The organism is Streptomyces sp. TRM68416, assembly GCF_014596915.1.
GTDB lineage: Bacteria > Actinomycetota > Actinomycetes > Streptomycetales > Streptomycetaceae > Streptomyces.
The window spans coordinates 86807-103742 of record NZ_JACVWU010000025.1; the positions used below are offsets into that span (position 1 = coordinate 86807).

17 protein-coding genes are annotated in these 16936 nt (G+C 71.7%); 1 reads left to right on the forward strand and 16 read right to left on the reverse strand.

Annotated elements, in window-relative coordinates; genetic code table 11:
• Positions 1-14: 14 nt before the first annotated feature.
• From ICC28_RS32380 to ICC28_RS32430, 11 genes are all read right to left on the reverse strand, one after another.
• On the reverse strand, positions 15-1703 hold the full coding sequence (locus ICC28_RS32380) for a Na(+)/H(+) antiporter subunit D (RefSeq protein ID WP_188292348.1): 1689 nt from the start codon (positions 1701-1703) through the stop codon (positions 15-17).
• Complete coding sequence (locus tag ICC28_RS32385; protein WP_188292349.1) at positions 1700-2068, reverse strand: hypothetical protein; 369 nt, start codon at positions 2066-2068, stop codon at positions 1700-1702. The genes ICC28_RS32380 and ICC28_RS32385 overlap by 4 nt, the downstream gene beginning before the upstream one ends.
• Entirely contained in the window at positions 2065-3549 is a 1485-nt protein-coding gene (locus ICC28_RS32390; RefSeq protein WP_317454139.1) for a proton-conducting transporter membrane subunit, read from the reverse strand. Before ICC28_RS32390 ends, ICC28_RS32385 begins: the two co-directional genes overlap by 4 nt.
• Entirely contained in the window at positions 3542-5020 is a 1479-nt protein-coding gene (locus tag ICC28_RS32395; protein ID WP_188292350.1) for a monovalent cation/H+ antiporter subunit D family protein, read from the reverse strand. Before ICC28_RS32395 ends, ICC28_RS32390 begins: the two co-directional genes overlap by 8 nt.
• A complete protein-coding gene (locus ICC28_RS32400) occupies positions 5017-5409 on the reverse strand; it encodes a cation:proton antiporter subunit C (protein WP_188292351.1) in 393 nt (130 codons plus the stop codon). The genes ICC28_RS32395 and ICC28_RS32400 overlap by 4 nt, the downstream gene beginning before the upstream one ends.
• The gene (locus tag ICC28_RS32405) at positions 5406-6398 is read right to left on the reverse strand and encodes a DUF4040 domain-containing protein (RefSeq protein ID WP_317454140.1); all 993 of its coding nucleotides are present in this window, start codon (positions 6396-6398) and stop codon (positions 5406-5408) included. Before ICC28_RS32405 ends, ICC28_RS32400 begins: the two co-directional genes overlap by 4 nt.
• Positions 6395-6709 carry a monovalent cation/H(+) antiporter subunit G gene (gene mnhG, locus ICC28_RS32410; protein WP_188292352.1) on the reverse strand — a complete coding sequence of 105 codons (315 nt, stop codon included), beginning with the start codon at positions 6707-6709 and terminating at the stop codon, positions 6395-6397. Before mnhG ends, ICC28_RS32405 begins: the two co-directional genes overlap by 4 nt.
• Positions 6706-6987, reverse strand: coding sequence for a monovalent cation/H+ antiporter complex subunit F (locus ICC28_RS32415; RefSeq protein ID WP_188292353.1), 282 nt, complete (start codon positions 6985-6987; stop codon positions 6706-6708). Before ICC28_RS32415 ends, mnhG begins: the two co-directional genes overlap by 4 nt.
• The gene (locus tag ICC28_RS32420) at positions 6984-7523 is read right to left on the reverse strand and encodes a Na+/H+ antiporter subunit E (protein ID WP_188292354.1); all 540 of its coding nucleotides are present in this window, start codon (positions 7521-7523) and stop codon (positions 6984-6986) included. Before ICC28_RS32420 ends, ICC28_RS32415 begins: the two co-directional genes overlap by 4 nt.
• A gap of 28 nt (positions 7524-7551) precedes the next feature.
• A complete protein-coding gene (locus tag ICC28_RS32425) occupies positions 7552-8133 on the reverse strand; it encodes a CBS domain-containing protein (protein ID WP_188292355.1) in 582 nt (193 codons plus the stop codon).
• A 218-nt stretch (positions 8134-8351) separates the two neighbouring features.
• Entirely contained in the window at positions 8352-10538 is a 2187-nt protein-coding gene (locus ICC28_RS32430) for a DEAD/DEAH box helicase (protein WP_188292356.1), read from the reverse strand.
• A 314-nt stretch (positions 10539-10852) separates the two neighbouring features.
• On the opposite strand from ICC28_RS32430, the gene ICC28_RS32435 reads away from it, so the two are divergent.
• Entirely contained in the window at positions 10853-11164 is a 312-nt protein-coding gene (locus ICC28_RS32435) for a DUF6247 family protein (RefSeq protein WP_188292357.1), read from the forward strand.
• 127 nt (positions 11165-11291) lie between these two features.
• Here ICC28_RS32435 and ICC28_RS32440 read toward each other — a convergent pair whose 3' ends face one another.
• The 5 genes from ICC28_RS32440 to ICC28_RS32460 form a co-directional block, all read right to left on the reverse strand.
• The gene (locus tag ICC28_RS32440; protein WP_188292358.1) at positions 11292-11681 is read right to left on the reverse strand and encodes a peptidase inhibitor family I36 protein; all 390 of its coding nucleotides are present in this window, start codon (positions 11679-11681) and stop codon (positions 11292-11294) included.
• A 191-nt stretch (positions 11682-11872) separates the two neighbouring features.
• Positions 11873-12802, reverse strand: coding sequence for a peptidoglycan DD-metalloendopeptidase family protein (locus ICC28_RS32445; protein WP_188292359.1), 930 nt, complete (start codon positions 12800-12802; stop codon positions 11873-11875).
• A gap of 51 nt (positions 12803-12853) precedes the next feature.
• Entirely contained in the window at positions 12854-14206 is a 1353-nt protein-coding gene (locus ICC28_RS32450; protein WP_188292380.1) for a serine/threonine-protein kinase, read from the reverse strand.
• 86 nt (positions 14207-14292) lie between these two features.
• Complete coding sequence (locus tag ICC28_RS32455) at positions 14293-15045, reverse strand: FHA domain-containing protein (protein ID WP_188292360.1); 753 nt, start codon at positions 15043-15045, stop codon at positions 14293-14295.
• Positions 15046-15188: 143 nt separating this feature from the next.
• On the reverse strand, positions 15189-16934 hold the full coding sequence (locus ICC28_RS32460) for a BTAD domain-containing putative transcriptional regulator (protein WP_188292361.1): 1746 nt from the start codon (positions 16932-16934) through the stop codon (positions 15189-15191).
• Between the last annotated feature and the right edge of the window lie 2 nt (positions 16935-16936).

The window sequence follows — 16936 nt, forward strand, 5'->3', positions numbered from 1 at the left end:
GTCCGGACGGCGGCCTACAGCAGCGTCAGCAGGAGCACGGTCCCCAGCAGGAAGACGGCCCACCAGGCCATCACATGCGTCGGCCACGGCTTCGCCGATCTCGCCTCCGGGCGCAGCGGGCGGGTGACCGTGCTCCACGCGGTGTCGCCCCAGCGGCGCAGCGGCGGGCCCAGCGCGCCCCCGGCTCGCAGGACGGCACGGGACAGCGCGTCCCAGCCGGCCGGCAGCGCCCGGCGGTAGACCACGTCGACGTCGAGGTTGACCGAGCGCACCGCCGGCGGGTAGCGGCCGGTGCGGACCAGCAGCGCGAAGGCCAGCGCGGCCGGCAGGAGCAGCTGCAGTTGGTTGATCACGTGCGGGACGGTGTAGGGCACATAGTCGACCGGGTACGGCAGCAGCCCGTACAGCAGGTTCGGCGCCACCCCGACGACTACGCAGATCAGCGCGGCCAGCGCCATGGCCACCCGCATGTTCAGCGGGGCCTCGGCCACCCGGTGGCCCCGGTCGTGGGCGAAGAAGGCGAAGAACGGGACCCTGATGCCGACGTAGTGGAGCACACCGGCCGAGGCGAGGAGGAGCAGCAGCCAGACCGCGGCCAGGTGCTCCAGCCCGGCCGCCTCCATGATCATCGACTTGGTGGTGAAGCCGGAGAACAGCGGGAACGCCGAGATCGACGCGGCTCCCACCATGCACAGAGCGGCCGTCTGCGGCATGGACTTGTAGAGCCCGCCGAGTTCGGAGGCCTTGACGGTGCCGGTGCGGTGGAGCACCGCTCCCATGCTCATGAACAGCAGGCTCTTGTAGACGATGTGCGCAAAGGCGTGGGCGGCGGCGCCGTTGACCCCCGGTTCACCGCCGATACCGACGGCGACGACCATGAACCCCAGCTGGTTGATCAGGCTGTACGCCAGCACGCGGCGCAGGTCGTTCTCCAGGACGGCGTAGAGGATGGGGAACACGGTCATGGCCACGCCGACCCAGATCAGCAGGTCGGTGCCCGCGAAACCGCGCGCCAGCACATACACCGCGAGCTTGGTGGTGAACGGCGACAGGGCCACCGAGCCGACGACCGTGGCCTCCGGGTAGGTGTCGGTCAGCCAGGTGTGCAGCAGCGGGAACGCGCACTTGATGCCCACCCCCAGCAGGATCAGCGCACTGCCGGGGCTGTCCGGGCCGAGGTGGGTGAACTCCACTCCCAGGCCCGCCTGGACGCGCAGTGCCGTTCCGGCGAAGATCAGCAGCCCGGCGGTCAGCTGCACGGCCAGGTACCGCAGGCCCGCCCGGTAGCTGCGCTCGCTGCGCCTCGCCCAGATCAGGAAGGCCGACGCCAGGCTGGCGAACTCCCAGTACACGAGCAGGGTGATGAGGTCACCGGCGAGCGCGCCGCCGACCGTGGCCCCGGCGTAGAGCGGGACGAGCGCCTGCTGGAGCGGGTCGCGCAGGTGCAGGGCGTAGACCGTGATCAGCAGCGCGGCGACCAGGAAGCCGGTGGCGAAGACCCGGGACAGGGCGTCGATGCGTACGGGGGTCAGCTCAAGGCCGAGGAACGCGAATGTGGCGCCGGTGCCCTCGGGCAGCAGCCACAGCACGATCAGCCCCGCCACCGGCAGCAGCAGCATCAGGACGTGGCGCGCCGTTCCGCGCAGCAGCGGCACGCCGGCCGCGCCGAGCACCAGCAGCAGAGCGGGGGCGGCGGCCGTCATCGCGGCCCCTCGGCGGGGGGCTCGTCGTGCCGGCCCCGGTGACCCGGGTCCGGCGGTACGTGGTGTTCCTGGTCCGGCGGTACGTGGTGGTCCTGGTCCGGCGGCTCGTAGTAGTCCTCGTCGCGGCGCAGCCACCGGCGCAGCCGCTGGGCCGTGAGAACCAGGATCACGCTGCTCACGAAGCCGTAGAGAGCGAAGAAGGCAGGCCAGCGTTCGAAGGAGAAGTAGGGATGCTTGGTGTAGAACAGGTCGGCCAGCAGGGCCGCCGCGCACAGGACGGCCAGGGCGTGCACGATGCGCGTCACGTTGCGCGGCTCGTCCAGCCAGCGGTGGTCGTCGGCCGGGCGGTGGTCGTCGTCGCTCACGGCAGCTCCAGGGTCGCGGCCAGCGGGTCGAGCAGGGCGTCCGCGCCGAGGAACAGCGCCACGCAGCCGAGCGCGGTCAGGGTCAGCGGCCCGGTCATCACCAGCGGTGCCTCACCGTGGGCGGGCAGCTCGGGCGGCGGTCGCAGGAACGCCCGCACCACGATCGGCATCAGATAGGCCATGGCGAGCAGGGAGCCGGCGAGCAGCACGACGAGCGGCACCATCTCATCCGCTTCGGCCGTGCCGAGGACCAGCAGCCACTTGCTCCAGGTGCCGCCCGTCGGGGGCAGGCCGACGATCGAGACCGTGGCCGTCGCGAACGCCGCGAAGGTCCACGGCATGACGCGGCCCAGCCCGTCCAGCTCGCTGACACGGGTCTTGCCCGCCGTGACGGCGATCGCGCCCGCGCACAGGAAGAGGGTGATCTTGCCGAACGCGTGGGTGACCATGTGCAGGGCGCCCCCGGCGGCGGCCACCTTGTGGGCCAGCGTGGCGGCCAGCACGATGTACGCGAGCTGGCTGACCGTGGAGTAGGCCAGCCTGCGCTTGAGGTTGTCCGCCCGGATCGCCACGACGGCAGCCGCGACCAGGGTGAACGCCGCCACCCACGTCATCGGGGCCGCCGCGCCGGTCTCGCGCAGGGTGTCCAGGCCGAACACGTACACGGTGACCTTCAGGACCGTGAAGACACCGGCCTTGACCACGGCCACCGCGTGCAGCAGGGCCGACACCGGGGTGGGCGCCACCATCGCCGCGGGCAGCCAGCGGTGCACCGGCATCAGCGCCGCCTTGCCGATGCCGAACAGGTACAGCGCGAACAGCACGGTGAGCACCCCGGAACCGGCCTGACCGGCCAGGATGCCGTCGGGGCGGAAGTCGGTGGTGCCGGCCAGCACCCAGGTCCAGACGATCGCGGGCAGCAGCAGCCCGAGGGAGGTGACCAGCAGCACCGTCACGTAGGTGCGGGCCCCGCGCCGGGCCTTGTCGTCGCCGTGGTGGGCCACCAGCGGCCAGGTCGCCAGGGTCATCAGCTCGTAGCCGATGAGCAGGGTGACCAGGTTGGCCGACAGCGCGATCCACATCGCGGAGGCGATCGCCAGGGCGAAGAAGGCGAAGAACCGGGCGTGCGCGGGCTCCCGCGCGGCGCGCAGGTACCCGGCGGCGTAGACGGTGGTCACCGGCCAGAGCACCGCGGCGATCGAGGCGAACAGCAGGCCCAGCGGTTCGAGGGCGAACGCCAGCGAAAGACCCGGCAGCCACGACCACAGCTCGAACCGCAGCCCGTCCTCGACGACCGGCCACAGCCCGATCACCACCCCGGCCAGCGCGAGCCCGAACCCCACGGAGGCCGCCTCCCGCGCATGCGGCCGGTTCCGCAGGAGCAGCACGGCACCACAGGCCAGCAGCGGAAGCCCCACCGCGACGGGAAGCGCGACGGCCCCTCCGGGGTCGGCCCACACGGCGTCCACCACCTCAGCCACCCCCGTCCCCGAGCAGTGCCTCGGCCGCGGTGTCGGCGAGGTGGGCGGGCAGCGAGGGGTCGATGCCGAGGTAGAGGGAGAGCAGGACCAGGGTCCAGACGGCCGCGACCATGGAGGCCGGGGGCCGGGGCGGCTCGGTCCGCTCGGGTGGCTCGCGGAACCAGGCGACTTCGACGACGCGGCCGACGTAGACGAGGGCGAGGAGCGAGCCGGACAGGACGGCCGCGAGGACGGGCCACTGGCCGTCGTCGACGAGTGCCGTCACCAGGGCCCACTTGCCGGTGAAGCCCGCGGTGGGCGGCACGCCGACGAGGCCGAGGGCGGCCAGTACGAAGGCGGCGAACGTCCAGGGCATCCGGCGGCCGATGCCGGCCAGCTCCGAGAGGCGGACCGAGCCGAGGCGCAGCATCAGCAGCCCGGCGATCGCGAACAGCGCGCCCTTGGTCACCGCGTGCATGATCATGTGCAGATAGGCGGCGGAGAGCCCGGCCGTGGTCGCCAGGCTGATCCCGGCCACGATGTAGCCGATCTGGGCGACGCTGGACCAGGCCAGCACGTACCGCAGATCGTTCTGGAAGCACGCGGCGGCGGAGCCGACCAGAATGCCCAGGGCGGCCAGGAGCAGCCCGATCCGGCCGACCGGCATCGTCCCGAACACCAGCGAGGCACCGAAGACGGTGAACGCGAACCGGCAGAAGACGTAGATCGCGACCTTGGTGCTGGTGGCGGCGACGAACGTGCTCACCACGGAGGGTGCCTCCCCGTACGCCGCGGGCAGCCACGCGTGCAGCGGGAAGACGGCCATCTTGACCGCGAGGCCCACGAAGACGAAGACCACGGCGGCCTGGAGCGCGCGGTTGTCGTGCTGGCCGCTCACCCGCCCGGCCAGGTCGGCCATGTTCAGCGTGCCGGTGACCGCGTAGGCCAGGCCGATGCCGAGCAGCAGGAACGTCGCCCCGATGGTGCCGATCACCAGGTAGCGGAACGCGGCCAGCAGTGCCTGCCGACGACGCCCCATGGCGATCATCGTGTACGTCGACAGCGAGCTGATCTCCAGGAAGACAAACGCGTTGAACGCGTCCCCGGTGATCGCCAGGCCCAGCAGACCGGCCAGACACAGGCACAGGCACGCGTACAGCAGCGTGCCACGCCGTGCGTCGAGTTCGTCGGCGACACTGCGGCGGCCGTAGACCGCGACGACCGCGGCGCTCAGCGACACCAGGAGCAGGACGGGGGTGTTGAAGCCGTTCACCACGAACTCGATGCCGTACGGCGCCTGCCAGTCGCCCATCGCGTACCGCAGTGTCCCGGCCTCGTCGACGCGCTCGGTCAGCCAGGCGGCGCAGGCCAGCGAGGACAGGGCGGCGGTGAGGAACAGCAGCCACGCCACGGTCCGGGAGCGCAGCAGCACGCACAGGGGTGCGCAGAGCAGGGGGACCGCCACCTGGAGCACCGGCAGCTGATCCGTCATGGGCCGCCGCCGTCCCGCTCGACGGCGCGCTCGGCCATGTGGTCGGCCTTGTCGTGGTCGAGCACCTCGTCCTCCTCGACGGTGCCGTACGCCTCGAAGATGCGGACGGCCAGCGCAAGACCCACGGCGAGCGTGGCGACGCCGACCACGATGGCGGTGAGGATCAGCACGTGGGGCAGCGGGTGGGAGTAGGTCTCGACCTCGTCCGAGACGATCGGCGCGCTGCCGCCGTCCCGCTTGCCGAGGCCGACGTAGAAGAGGAAGACCCCGACCTGGAAGAGGGTCAGGCCGATCAGCTTCTTCAGCAGGTTGCCGTGGCTGATGACGACGTAGAGGCCGGTCAGCATCAGGGCGAAGAAGATCCAGTAGACGTAGTGGGAGGCGATCACCGCGACACCCCCCGGCCCGCGAAGCCGAAGAAGACCGTCGTCATGACGGACGCGACGGTGATGCCGATGCCCGCCTCGACCACCAGGATCCCCGCGTGCTGCCCGGTCTCGGGGTGGCCGGCGAGGACGTCGTAGTCCAGGAAGGAGCCGCCGAGCAGCATGGTGGTCACGCCGAGCCCGAGGAAGAGCAGCAGTCCGACCGCGCCCAGGATCCACAGCGCGGCGGACGGCACGACCCGCTGGGCCCGGTCCAGGCCGAAGACCAGGCCGTAGAGCACGAAGCCGGAGGCGAAGATCACGCCGGCCTGGAAGCCGCCGCCGGGGCCGTATTCGCCGTGGAAGAGCACATAGAGCGCGAACAGCAGGATGAACGGCATCAGCGCGCCGCTGACGACCCGGATGACGCGGTAGTCGGCCAGGTGGAAGTCGGCGGCCGGCCGGGTCCGCTCCGGCCCCGCCAGCGGCCCGAGCAGGGACAGTACGGCGAGGCCCGCGGTGAAGACGACGACCAGCTCGCCCAGGGTGTCGAGGGCTCGGTAGCTGGCCAGTACCGAGGTGACGGTGTTCGGGATGCCGATGTCCTCCTGGGACTGGTGGAGGTACACCTCCGTGACGGGGTGGCGCTGCACGGGCGTGTCGGCGCCGCCGAACTCGGGCAGGTCGAGGCTGGCGTAGCCGAGCGTGCCGCCGACCAGCAGCACGGCGACCGCGCCGGGCAGGCGCCGCAGCCGGGGGGTGACCGACTCGCGCGAACGGGTCAGCGCGAGCACGCCGAGCAGCAGCACGGTGCTGATGCCGACGCCGACCGCGGCCTCGGTGAACGCCACGTCCACGGCGTCGAGGAGAACGAACAGACAGGCGGTGACCAGGCTGAACAGCGCCGCCAGCATCGTGGCCTCGTAGAGCGCGCGCAGCCGGGTGATGGTGACCGCGGTCGCCATGAGGATGGCGAGCAGCGAGACGTTGATCAGGGTGAAGGTCGTGGTCACCGGCGCGGGTCGCCCTCCTGCCACATCTGCACGCCGTCCCGCCGCGCGGCGTGCGCCAGGCTGTGCGTCGCCGTCGGACCGGTCAGGGCCAGGAACAGCACGATGATCAGCAGGCGGACCGCGGTGCTCCAGGCGTCCACCCGCAGCAGCAGGCCCAGCAGGATCAGTCCGGCACCGGCGGAGTCGGTGATGCCGGCGGCGTGGATACGGGTGTAGAAGTCGGGGAAGCGCAGCAGGCCCACCGCGCCGGTGAGCACGGCCAGGGCGCCGGCGGTCAGCAGCACCGCGCTCACCACATCGAGGACGGTCACCCTTCCTCTCCCCTCTTCGTGTCGCTCAGGAGTTCCTGGTAGTGGGTCAGCCGGAGCACCGCGACGGTGGCGACGAAGTTGACGAGCGCGTAGAGGATGCCGATGTCGAGGAAGTCGGGCCGGCCGAAGAGGAAGCCCGCCACCGCGACGAACAGCACGGTCTTGGTGCCGAACGTGTTGATCGCGAGGATACGGTTGTAGCGGCCGGGGCCCAGGAACGCGCGCAGCAGAGTCAGCCCCATGGCGACCAGGAGCGCCGCCATGACGGCGTAGATCATCGTTGCGCCTCCGTCCGCCGTACTCGCCTGAGCATCTGCCCCGCGTGCAGTTCCTCGACACTCGCCGCCTCCAGGCTGTGGACCTCGATGTGGTCCGCCTCCACGTCGAGGGAGAGCGTGCCCGGGGTGAGCGTGATCGAGTTGGCGTAGACCACCCGGGACAGCTCCGGCAGGTGCGGTGTCGGCGTGGGCTGCACCACCGGCCGCAGGTCGGGACGGGGGGCCCAGACCTTCCGGGCCACCGCGAAGGTCGACAGGAGCACCTGTCCACTCAGCCACAGGAAGTAACGCGGCAGACGCAGGGTGAAGGAGACCGTCGCACTGTGGTGTTCGAGCCCGGCCCGCAGGGTCAGCCAGCACACCACGGCGACCGAGAGGACCCCGAGCGCCAGCGGCAGCGGCTCGTAGTGCCCGGACAGCAGCAGCCAGAACACCACCGGAAGCGGAGCGGTCCGCAGCAGACGCAGGGGCTTCCTGCGCCGGGGCGCCCGCTGCGCGCTCGTGGCACTGGTGGAGTCTCGGTCGAGCAGGCTCACACGGCTTCCTCACAGGCGGGGCGGACGGTCATCGGGTGGGGTCATCGGGGGTGGTGGGGGCGGTGGTGACGACAGGCGAGTCCTCCGCTACGGCGGTGGTGACGACAGGCGAGTCCTCCGCTACGGCGGTGGTGGCCGGCGGGTCCTCCGCCACGGCCGCCTCGGCGGCGGTGGCGAGCAGGCCGAGCAGCCGGTTGGCGGTGACGACCCCGAGGATCCCGCCGCCCTCCCGCTCGACCAGGGCGAACGGGCACTGCCGCCGCACCATCAGCACCGCGAGCTCCACGGCCTTCGCCCGCGGACCGACCCTGGGGATCCGCGAGGGCCCCCAGGTGAGGACGTCACGGACGCGGGTGCCCGACATTGCCGCCGCCACACGGTCCGCATGGACCTCGTCCATGACGTGCACCAGGCCGGGGTCGTCCAGGAAGTAGGGCGGGAGCGCCGCCCGGAGCAGGTCGACCGAGGACATGCAGCCGATCAGCTCCCCCTGTTCGTCGGCGACGACCAGGCCGGGCAGCCCCTGTCGGGAGACCATCTGTACGGCAGACAGGATGTCGTCGTCCGGGAGGGCGGTCGGCAACGTCTCGATGACATCGGCGGCATGCATGCGTGTCTCCCGTCATCGAAAACATCAGCACGGGCAACTCGATTACCACGATTATCTGGTACTTCGTGAGCAGGGCCAACGTCCGACGCGACCCAACACCGGCCCACATTCGTTGCCGACACCCGGCAGGGAAGCCGCGCCTCCCGCCAGGCCCGGATCCGCCGAGCGCTCCGGTCGGCGTCCTCGGCGCCCCACTCCTCGGCCGGCCCGACGGCCCCTTACGGCTGTCCCGCGGATTCCCTGCGGGCCGCCGCACCCAGCCTCGCCTGCTCCTCCTCGACGATCCGGCGGGCCATCGCCGTGTCCGAGACGTCGACCGCGTCCGGCGTGGACTCGGCGACCTCGCTGCGGCGCGCGTACGCGTCGAACAGGCGGGTCTTGTTGTTCAGCATCTCCACCATCCGCTCGTCCACCCCCCGCGTGGCGAGCAGCCGGTGCACCTGGACCGAGCGCACCTGCCCCATGCGGTGCACCCGCGCCACCGCCTGGTGTTCGACGGTCGGCTTGATCTGGGGCTCGCAGATGATCACGACGGACGCGGCCTGCATGTTGAGCCCCACCCCCGCCGCCTCGATCTGCGCCACCAGCACCGCGGGACCGGCCACGGCGGCGAACTCGTCCACGAGCTGCTGACGGCGCGCGGGCGGCACGCTGCCCGAGAGCGGACCGAACACCTGACCGGCGCCCTTGCCCCGTACGCCGTCCAGCATGTCCGTCACCACCTTCAGGACATCTCGGAAGTTGGAGAACACGACCACCTTCAGCCCGTTCGCGGCGGCGTCCTCGACGATCTCGCGCAGCCGGTTCAGCTTGGCCGACTTCTCGGGGCGCGCGTACGCGGCCCTGCGCATCGCCATGAAATTCCCGGCGCGCACGGCCTCGTGGTAGGCGTCCTCGTCCGACGCGCTCAGCTCCTCCCACTCGTCCGTGTGCTGGAGCGCGGGCAGTTCGGTGAGGACGTCCTGCTGGTTGCGGCGCAGATAGACCGGGGCCACGGCCTTCCGGAACGCCTTGGATCCGGACACCCCGTGCCGGTCGCCCACCGCCTCCGCCAGGTCGGGCTGGAGCATCCGCACAAGGCTGCGGAACTCGGCGACCCGGTTCTCCATGGGCGTACCGGTCATGAAGAGAACGCGTTCGCAGTGCCCGGACCATTCGGTCACGGCCCGGGCGCGCCGTGTCTTCGGATTCTTCACGTAGTGCGCCTCGTCCACGACCAGCATCCCCAGCTCGCCGCCTTCGCCGGCCGGGAAGCCGCGCAGGGCGTCGAAGGTCGTCACGCCCACACCGCCCCGGGCCTTCCAGTCGGCGAACGCCTCGTGCCGCTCGGGGCCGTGCAGCGGCAGTACGCGCAGCCTGCTGCGGGCCTCGATCTCGCGTGTCCAGTTGATCAGGACGCTGGCCGGGCAGACGACCAGGAAGTGGCTGTGCCCCTCGGCGGCGAGATGAGCCAGAACGGCGATGGCCTGGATGGTCTTCCCGAGCCCCATCTCGTCGCCGAGGATCACCTTCCGTTGCGCCAGGGCGAAGCGTGCCCCGAAGGCCTGGTAGCCGCGCAGCGACACCCGCCGGTGCGTGTCGTCGAGCTGCTGGTCACGGACCCGCCCGGCGACTTCGTCGGGCAGGAAGCCCTCGGCGGCGGCGGTGTCGGGGCCACGGCCGGAGATCTCCGCGAGCAGGCTGTAGTACTCGGCGGAACGCAGCTCGAAGTCGACCCAGGCCGCGGCCTCGGTCGAGGTACCGCGCAGCAGATCCACCGACGCCTGCGCGAGCAGCTCCGGTACACCGGCGCCCGCCGCCTCCTCGGTCAGCCGGCGTACCTCCGCCACGGCCTCCCGGGCCCGAGCCCGTCTCTCCCCCCTCATCAGCAGCGGCCGCAGCCGCCCGGCGGCGGGCCTGGCCTCGGTCAGCAGGGGGCCGAGCCGTTCGGAGAGTGCCGCGGCCGTGTCGACGGCCCGCCGCGCGTCGGGGCCTGCTTCCACCAGCACCTGAAGGGCCATGACGAGTGCGGTGGTGCGGGGCTCCGGCCGCTCCACGTCGATGTGGACGGCGAGGGTCTCCCGTACGGCATCGGCTATCTGACGCGCCGCGGCGACGACCTGATCGGCGGTCCGCTGCCCCACGCCGGGAATCTGCCGCAACCGGTAGGGACCGGCATCGAGCACCTGCCGGACCGACCGCAGCCCGCTCCGCTCGACCTCCCCCAGCCTCAGCCGGCCCTCGGTGACCTCCTTGAGCCGGGTCACCGGGATGGCGTCCAGCGCCTGTTCCGCCTCCGCGTCGCAGATCGGCTTCAGCGCCGCCCGAACCGCCTCGACGGCCCGCCCGTGGTCACCGGCCACCGCCTGCGCCGCCGCGTACAGCCGCCCTCCCGCGGCAACCGCCTCCCGCTCACTGCGCCCCATCCCGCTCCGGCCTCTCTCGCTGTGTGCCCGCATACTGCCACCGCCGTCCCCGGTGCCGGGTGGTCTGCGGCGATCACGGCAGATCCGGCGCCGGCGGTGAGAGGTGCCGCTCGAAGCAGGTCTCCAGGGCCACCCCGCCTGCGCTGCGACGGCAGACTCGACAACACGGATACCTTCATGCCGAACTGCTGGGACCCTTGTGCGAAAGGTAACGAGGCCGGCGCGGAACCGCGCGTCCGAAAGGGTGGACGCAGGCGCTTGGGACGAGCGGGGCCGGGTGGCCCACGCCTGGGAGGCCGTGGTCGCCGCGATCGGTGACCGACCGGCTGCTGATCAGCGACCCGAGCGACTCGCGGCGGGCGGCGGCCGAGCTCCTCGCCCGACCGCGTGCCGGCCGCCGCGCGGACACGTGGGTGCCGGCCTTCGAGCGGGAGGGGGCGGCCGCCCGTGAGGAATCGCGGCGCACGTTCTCCCTCGCGCCGCCGTACGAGGTCGTCCAGGACCGACAGGGCCGCCTCGCGCACGCCCCGGCGGTCGACGCGTTCGTCGCCTCGGGCTACGACGACAGCGAGTTCGTCGACATGGCGAAGCTGCGGGAAGCGGGGAACGGCTCAGGCACAGGGTGATCGCGTCGATCGGGGCAGGACCGCGGCCGGTCTCGTCGTCGGGATCGGCCGTGCCCCCCGGAGGGCAGCCCAGTGCCCCGGCGCCGTCCGCGCCTCGCGCGGCACCGGGGCACGACAGCCTGCCCGATCAGCAGCTGGTGGCCCACTTGTGGGAACGGAGGGTCTTCGGGGTCGCGTAGGTGTACTTCAAGCCGTTGACCGCGCAGCCTTCGTAGGTGTTGTAGTTGGCGTAGCGGTAGTACTTGACGGCGTCGTAGCCCCCCGAGTAGCCGTTGTTGTACACCGACTTGACCTTCGTGGTGCCCGACCACGAGCACGTGATGGCACCGCCCCGCCAGTCGCTGTCGTTGCCGTCCCAGTTGCACATGCTTCCGCTACCGCCGCTGCCGGTGAAGAAGCAGACGTCGCCCTTCGGACAACGGTCGTAACCGCTGGCGGCGTGGGCTGAAGTGGCCGGGACGCCCAGGCCGACGGCCGTCAGGGCGAGTGTGGCGATGGTGACACCCATTTTGCGCATGTTTGTTCCCCTTGGTCTGCCTCGATCGAGGCGCATGAAGGCGCGGCCGGGCGTGGTGGGCGACGTTCAGTGATGTCGCTTCCGGTGTGCCACGCCGCTCCCGGTGACGTGTTCACACCATGGCCGACAGGGCCGGGTGCCGGTACCTCGTACATCAGAGGAGTGGCGGTACGCGCCGGCGAACCCCCCGCTCAGGCCGGGCATTCGCCCCGCCACCGCACGGAGTCGATGGTCCGGCCGCCGGAGGCGAAGTTGCCCCGGCCCTCGTCCCAGCCGCGGTGCAGACAGGCGCCGCCGCCCTCCGCGAAGGTGACCTGGACGTGGTCGTAGCCCTCCTGGACATTGCCGTTGTTGAAGAACGACTTGCGCAGGCCGCACGCGCTGCTGAGGTCGTCGCGGTCGGTCCGGCACACGCTGCCGGTTCCGTCAGTGCCGGAGTAGAAGCACACCGAGCCCGCCGGGCAGTCCTTCCAGGCGGCGGAGCCGCCGCAGTTGGCGCTGGTCACGCTCGGCCACTGCTTGCCGACGCCCGTGTACTCGACGCCGTTGAAGTGGACCGGCTTGCGGTGCCTTTCGTCGGTGAAGTCGCCGACCGCCAAGTACCGCTGTTCGTAGTGGAGATGGGCCCAACTCGTGCCGCCGGAGGCGCCGATCCGGCCGATGCGCGTCGAGGGCTGGACCTTGTCGCCCTTCTTGACGTAGCGGTCGGGGGCGTCCTTGAGGTGGTAGTACGCCGTGAACCAGCCGCCCGCGTGCTTGACCTGGATGGTGTTCCCCGAGCCGTTGTCCCAGTAGGTCGCGGTGACCGTCCCCGCGGCGGACGCCTGTACGGGCAGGCCGTCGGATCCGGTGTTGCCCTTCACCACGATGTCGAGTGCGGGGTTGTGCCCGGCGTCGTAGGTGTTGAGCTGCCACTGGCTCTGGCAGGAGAACGGCATCTGGAAGGCCGGCTTGCCCGGGGGCGGCGCCTGCGTGACCGAAGCCCCGGCGGCGGAGGCGGAACCGGAAGCCGAAGCGCCGGACATCGTGGCGGCTCCCAGCGACAGCGCGGCCGCACAGGCGAGCATCGCCGTACGCAGCCAATGTCCAAGGCGCCGGACTTCCCTCTTGCTCTGCGGCATCGGACCCCTTTCGAAGGGCCGGGCGGCGTGCCCGGCCAAGGTGTGCTCCGCTCACCGTCCCGCCGCAGGGCCGTCACCGCGTACTCGTATCTCAGAGGGTTGGGCCGCCGAAGGGGGCGCATCACTGGCTCGGCACTTCTTCTCCCAGATGTGCGACCGGGGCCGCAGCGGCGCGGTGAAGTTCTCCCTGGCGCCCACCTCGACGCAGCCCAGGGGCTCCCGGAGCCGCTTCTGCGCGTAGTAGGCGACATCGACGAACTCCTCGCCCGCGTCGGTGCCGTGGCCGTTGTTGAAGACCGACCGGGCCTTCTTCGGGGCGGCCCAACCGCAATGGTTCTCGCCTGCTGTCCAGTCGTTGTCGTCGCCGTCCCACGCGCACATCTCGCCCATGCCGTCCCGCTCGGTGAAGAAGCAGACGCTGCCCTTGTCGCACCGGTCGTAGCCCACGGCGCCCGCGGCGGTCTCGCCCGCCCCCGCCAGGGCGTTGTTCACCCCGAAGCCGAGCGCCGCGAGCCCGGCCGCCGCCATCGGGGCCCAGCGCCACCGCCGAGGCAGCGGGTGCGGCCGGGGCGAGCGGGCCGTGCCCGCCGCCGACTCCACCCTGCGCAGCAGTGACGCCGCGTCGTGGACGGCGCGCTCCCGGTGCGTGCGGGCCAGGCAGTCCGCGATGATCTGCTGCCAGGGGGAGGGGAGTTCGGGGGAGAGGCGCAACTCGTCATGGCCCTGCGCGTAGCGCACCGCGGCGTCCCGGCGGGCGGACGGGGTGGCGCCCGGCAGCGGCTGGGAGCCGGTGAGCACGACATGGGCGAGTACGCCGAAGGCCCAGACGTCCGCCGCCGGGCGGATCTGGCGGCCGCGTTCACCGATCTCGGACCAGAGCAGCTCGGGCGGGGTGTAGTCGGGCGTGGAGAAGGCGGGGGTGTACGCGTGCGTGCCCTCCATCTCAGCGGCCATGTTGAAGTCGGCCAGACGCACCGAACCGTCCTTCATGAGCAGGACGTTGGATGGCTTGAGGTCGCCGTGCACCCAGCCCGCGTGGTGCAGCTGGTACAGGCCGGCGCAGATCTGGGCCAGCAGCTCGGGCCCGCCGCTCGGTCTCGGCGTCCGGGCGAGCAGGGCGTCCAAGGACTCCTCGGCCTTCTCCAGTACGAGGACGGTGGCGCCGTCGAGCTCCGGATGCCCGGGGTCGTCCACCGTCAGCGTCTCGTACAACCGGATGAGGCGTGGTGCCTGCAGCCGGCTCAGCAACTCCACCTCACGCTCGGCGAGTTCCCGCAGATAGCGCAGCTGGCGTGGGGTGCTGGTGCCGGTGGGCAGGAACTTCAGCGCGGACACGGACGGGGACTCCCCGGACGGGCCGACGCGTCGACCCGCGTACACGCTGCCGAAGGCCCCGGCCGCCATGGGCTCGCGGACCTCCCAGCTTCCGACGCGATAGCCCTTGGGGACGTGTACGGAGTACGGATGTTCCGGGCTCGTACGGAACGGGCTCACCGCACCGCCTCGCGGGGGCTGGTGAGCAGGACGAGATCGTCCTCCCGGACAAGGTCGAAGCGGAGCGCGAGCGAGGCGAGCGACTCCTTCTTGCCGTTGAGCCGGGGACCGGACTCCGTCGTGTCCGGGGCGGGCTTGAGGCGCAGCTTCACCGCCAGGTAGTCGATGTTCCACTGCACGGCGGCGCGGTTGGCGGTGGGCCAGATCGGTCGCAGCCGCTCGACCAGCTGCTCGACAGTGGGCAGTTGCGCGTGCGGCGCACCGCACAGCCGAGGCTCGCACAGCGCGACCAGCACGGCGAAGTAGCGCTTGGAACGGTCCAGGACGAAGGCCGGGGCGGTGCTCGCGCCGCCGGGGGACTCCTGGTCCGTCGCCCGGGTGTCGAGGTAGTCGTGGCGTGGCGCCCACACGTCGAAGCTGAGCAGCTCGCCGCCGGCGGGCAGTACGACCCGGGCGAACTCGAAGGGGATCGGGGCGTTGAGGCGGCCCGGTGCGACCTTGATGTGCTCGCCCGCACCCTCCGGGTTCTCCACGACATAGGTCTGGGAGCGGCTGAGGTTGCTCAGTATCCAGAAGGTGTCGTGTGCGGATATCCGGCCGGCGGCCCGGGACACCCCCTCGTGCGCGATGGTGAGGTGAGGGCCTGGCGCCACCGTGCTCCGGCCGAAGTCGAGCTGCTCCCCGGGCGCGAGGCGGATCTGTTCCCCGGGCCCGCCGTACTCGGGCGGCACCACGACGATGCTGTACATCACATGTCCCCCTTGTTGTACTAACAAGCCCCAAAGCTAAGGGTGGTTCCCTTCTCGGGAAAAGGGGAAAGCGTTTCACTGCAGAGAGCGGCGTGCACCGCCTCGCGCCAGGCCGGCGGCACGGTCTTCACCAAGCTGGGCCTTCAGCGGTCGCGCGGAAGGGATTCCGCAAGGAGCAGCACCAGCGGATGGAACCGGTATCGGCGGACGCCGCCGTCCACCGAGGGCTCGACGTCGAGCAGGGCCGCGTCGGCGAGTTCGTCGAGGGTGCGCTGGGCCTGGGTCTCGGCGAGCCCCGTGGAGTCCGCGAGCAGCCGCGCCGTGAACGGGCCGAGGCCGAGCCGGGCCAGCCACGGCAGTGCGGTTCTGGTGGACGGGCACAGCTGGTTCAGCGGCTGCCCCAGTACGCGCGGCAGGTCGACATCGCCGTACGAGAGTGCCCGCAGGCGGCCGGCCGGCTCGCGCAGGAGCGCCGACATCCGGGCCATGGACCAGTGAGGGTGGGCGAGGAGCCGTGCGGCGGCACCGCGCAGCGCCGGCGGGAGCCCCGCGCAGTAGCGCACCACGTCGCGGGCCGCGGCGGGCTCCGCCGCCACCCGGGCCGGGCCGACGAGCGCGGACAGCAACGTGAGTCCTTCCTCGTCCGACAACGGTCCCAGCACCACGGTGTGCACGGCCGGCACCGAGTCGAGCCGGCTCCGGCCGGTGATCAGGGCGGCGGCCGCGGGGTCGGCCGGCAGCAGCGGACCGATTCCGTGGTCCGAGCCCGCGCCGTCGAGGACGACGAGCAGTCGGCCACGTGCGGTACGCGCCCGGTAGCGCCGGACGAGATCGGTGAGGTCCGTGGAGTCCGAGGCGCTCCGGTCGCCCAGGTCGAGAAGGAGTTCGGAGACGACCTCCTTCAGCGGCCGAGGGGCTCCCCGGCCGTCCTGCAGGGTGGCGTGCAGCACGCCGTCGGGAAAGTCACCGGCGAGCTCGTGCGCCACCTCGGCGGCGAGCGCCGACTTGCCACTGCCCGTCATCCCGGTGATCTGCACGGTGCGTCGCCCGCGTCCTGGCGTACGCAACAGCAGGCGCAACCGGGACAGTTGGGCGGAGCGGCCGGTGAAGGAGGCGACGCGGGGCGGCAGCGGTGCCGGCGAGGGATCGTCCACCGGCACGGGCTCGCCGCGCAGCATCGCCAGGTACGCCTCGCTCAGTTGCGGCCCGGGGACCACACCGAGCTGCTCGTCGAGAACGCGCCGGCCCTCCTCGTACACCCGCACGGCCTCGGCCTGACGCGAGGACCGGTAGAGCGCGGTGATGAGGTAGGCCCGCCACGGCTCCGCCATCGGGAACCGGGCGACCAGCGCGGTCAGTTCGGCGATCAGACCGCGGTGCCGGCCGCAGGCGAGGTCCGCCTCGATGCGCTGCTCCAGCACCTCCGTGCGCAGGGATTCCAGCCGGGGGCGCTCCGCCTGGAGCAGGTGCTCGGTGGTGTTGTCCAGCGGGTCGCCGGTGAAGCAGGCGAGCGCGTCCGCGAGGAGTTGGGCGGCCTGCGGGTAGCGGCCCTCCTCAAGGGCCTGCTGTCCCCTGCGCCGCAACCGCTCGAAGGTCAGCAGGTCGATCTGCCCGGACTCGGTCCGCAGCACATAGCCGGGTCCCTGCCGCAGGATCTGCACGGAGCCGCCGAAGTGCTTGCGCAGCCGGGAGACGTACGTATAGATCTGCGCGCTGTGCGTGGCGGGCGGGGCATCGCCCCAGAGCATGTCGCTGAGGCGCTCGTCGGAGACGGTGCGCCCGTCGGCCAGCAGCAGGACGGCGAGCACCGTGTGGATCTTCGTCCCCGACAACGGCAGCCGTACTCCGTGCCGTTGTGCCGAGACCGGGCCGAGCAGGCTGAACTGCACGG

What these genes read in the sequence shown, in the direction of transcription:
- ICC28_RS32380 (WP_188292348.1), bottom strand. Translation starts at nt 1,703, where the DNA reads ATGACGGCCGCCGCCCCCGCTCTGCTGCTGGTGCTCGGCGCGGCCGGC.
- ICC28_RS32395 (WP_188292350.1), bottom strand. Translation starts at nt 5,020, where the DNA reads ATGACGGATCAGCTGCCGGTGCTCCAGGTGGCGGTCCCCCTGCTCTGC.
- ICC28_RS32415 (WP_188292353.1), bottom strand. Translation starts at nt 6,987, where the DNA reads ATGATCTACGCCGTCATGGCGGCGCTCCTGGTCGCCATGGGGCTGACT.
- ICC28_RS32425 (WP_188292355.1), bottom strand. Translation starts at nt 8,133, where the DNA reads ATGCATGCCGCCGATGTCATCGAGACGTTGCCGACCGCCCTCCCGGAC.
- ICC28_RS32430 (WP_188292356.1), bottom strand. Translation starts at nt 10,538, where the DNA reads ATGGGGCGCAGTGAGCGGGAGGCGGTTGCCGCGGGAGGGCGGCTGTAC.
- ICC28_RS32440 (WP_188292358.1), bottom strand. Translation starts at nt 11,681, where the DNA reads ATGCGCAAAATGGGTGTCACCATCGCCACACTCGCCCTGACGGCCGTC.
- ICC28_RS32445 (WP_188292359.1), bottom strand. Translation starts at nt 12,802, where the DNA reads ATGCCGCAGAGCAAGAGGGAAGTCCGGCGCCTTGGACATTGGCTGCGT.
- ICC28_RS32450 (WP_188292380.1), bottom strand. Translation starts at nt 14,206, where the DNA reads ATGGCGGCCGGGGCCTTCGGCAGCGTGTACGCGGGTCGACGCGTCGGC.
- ICC28_RS32455 (WP_188292360.1), bottom strand. Translation starts at nt 15,045, where the DNA reads ATGTACAGCATCGTCGTGGTGCCGCCCGAGTACGGCGGGCCCGGGGAA.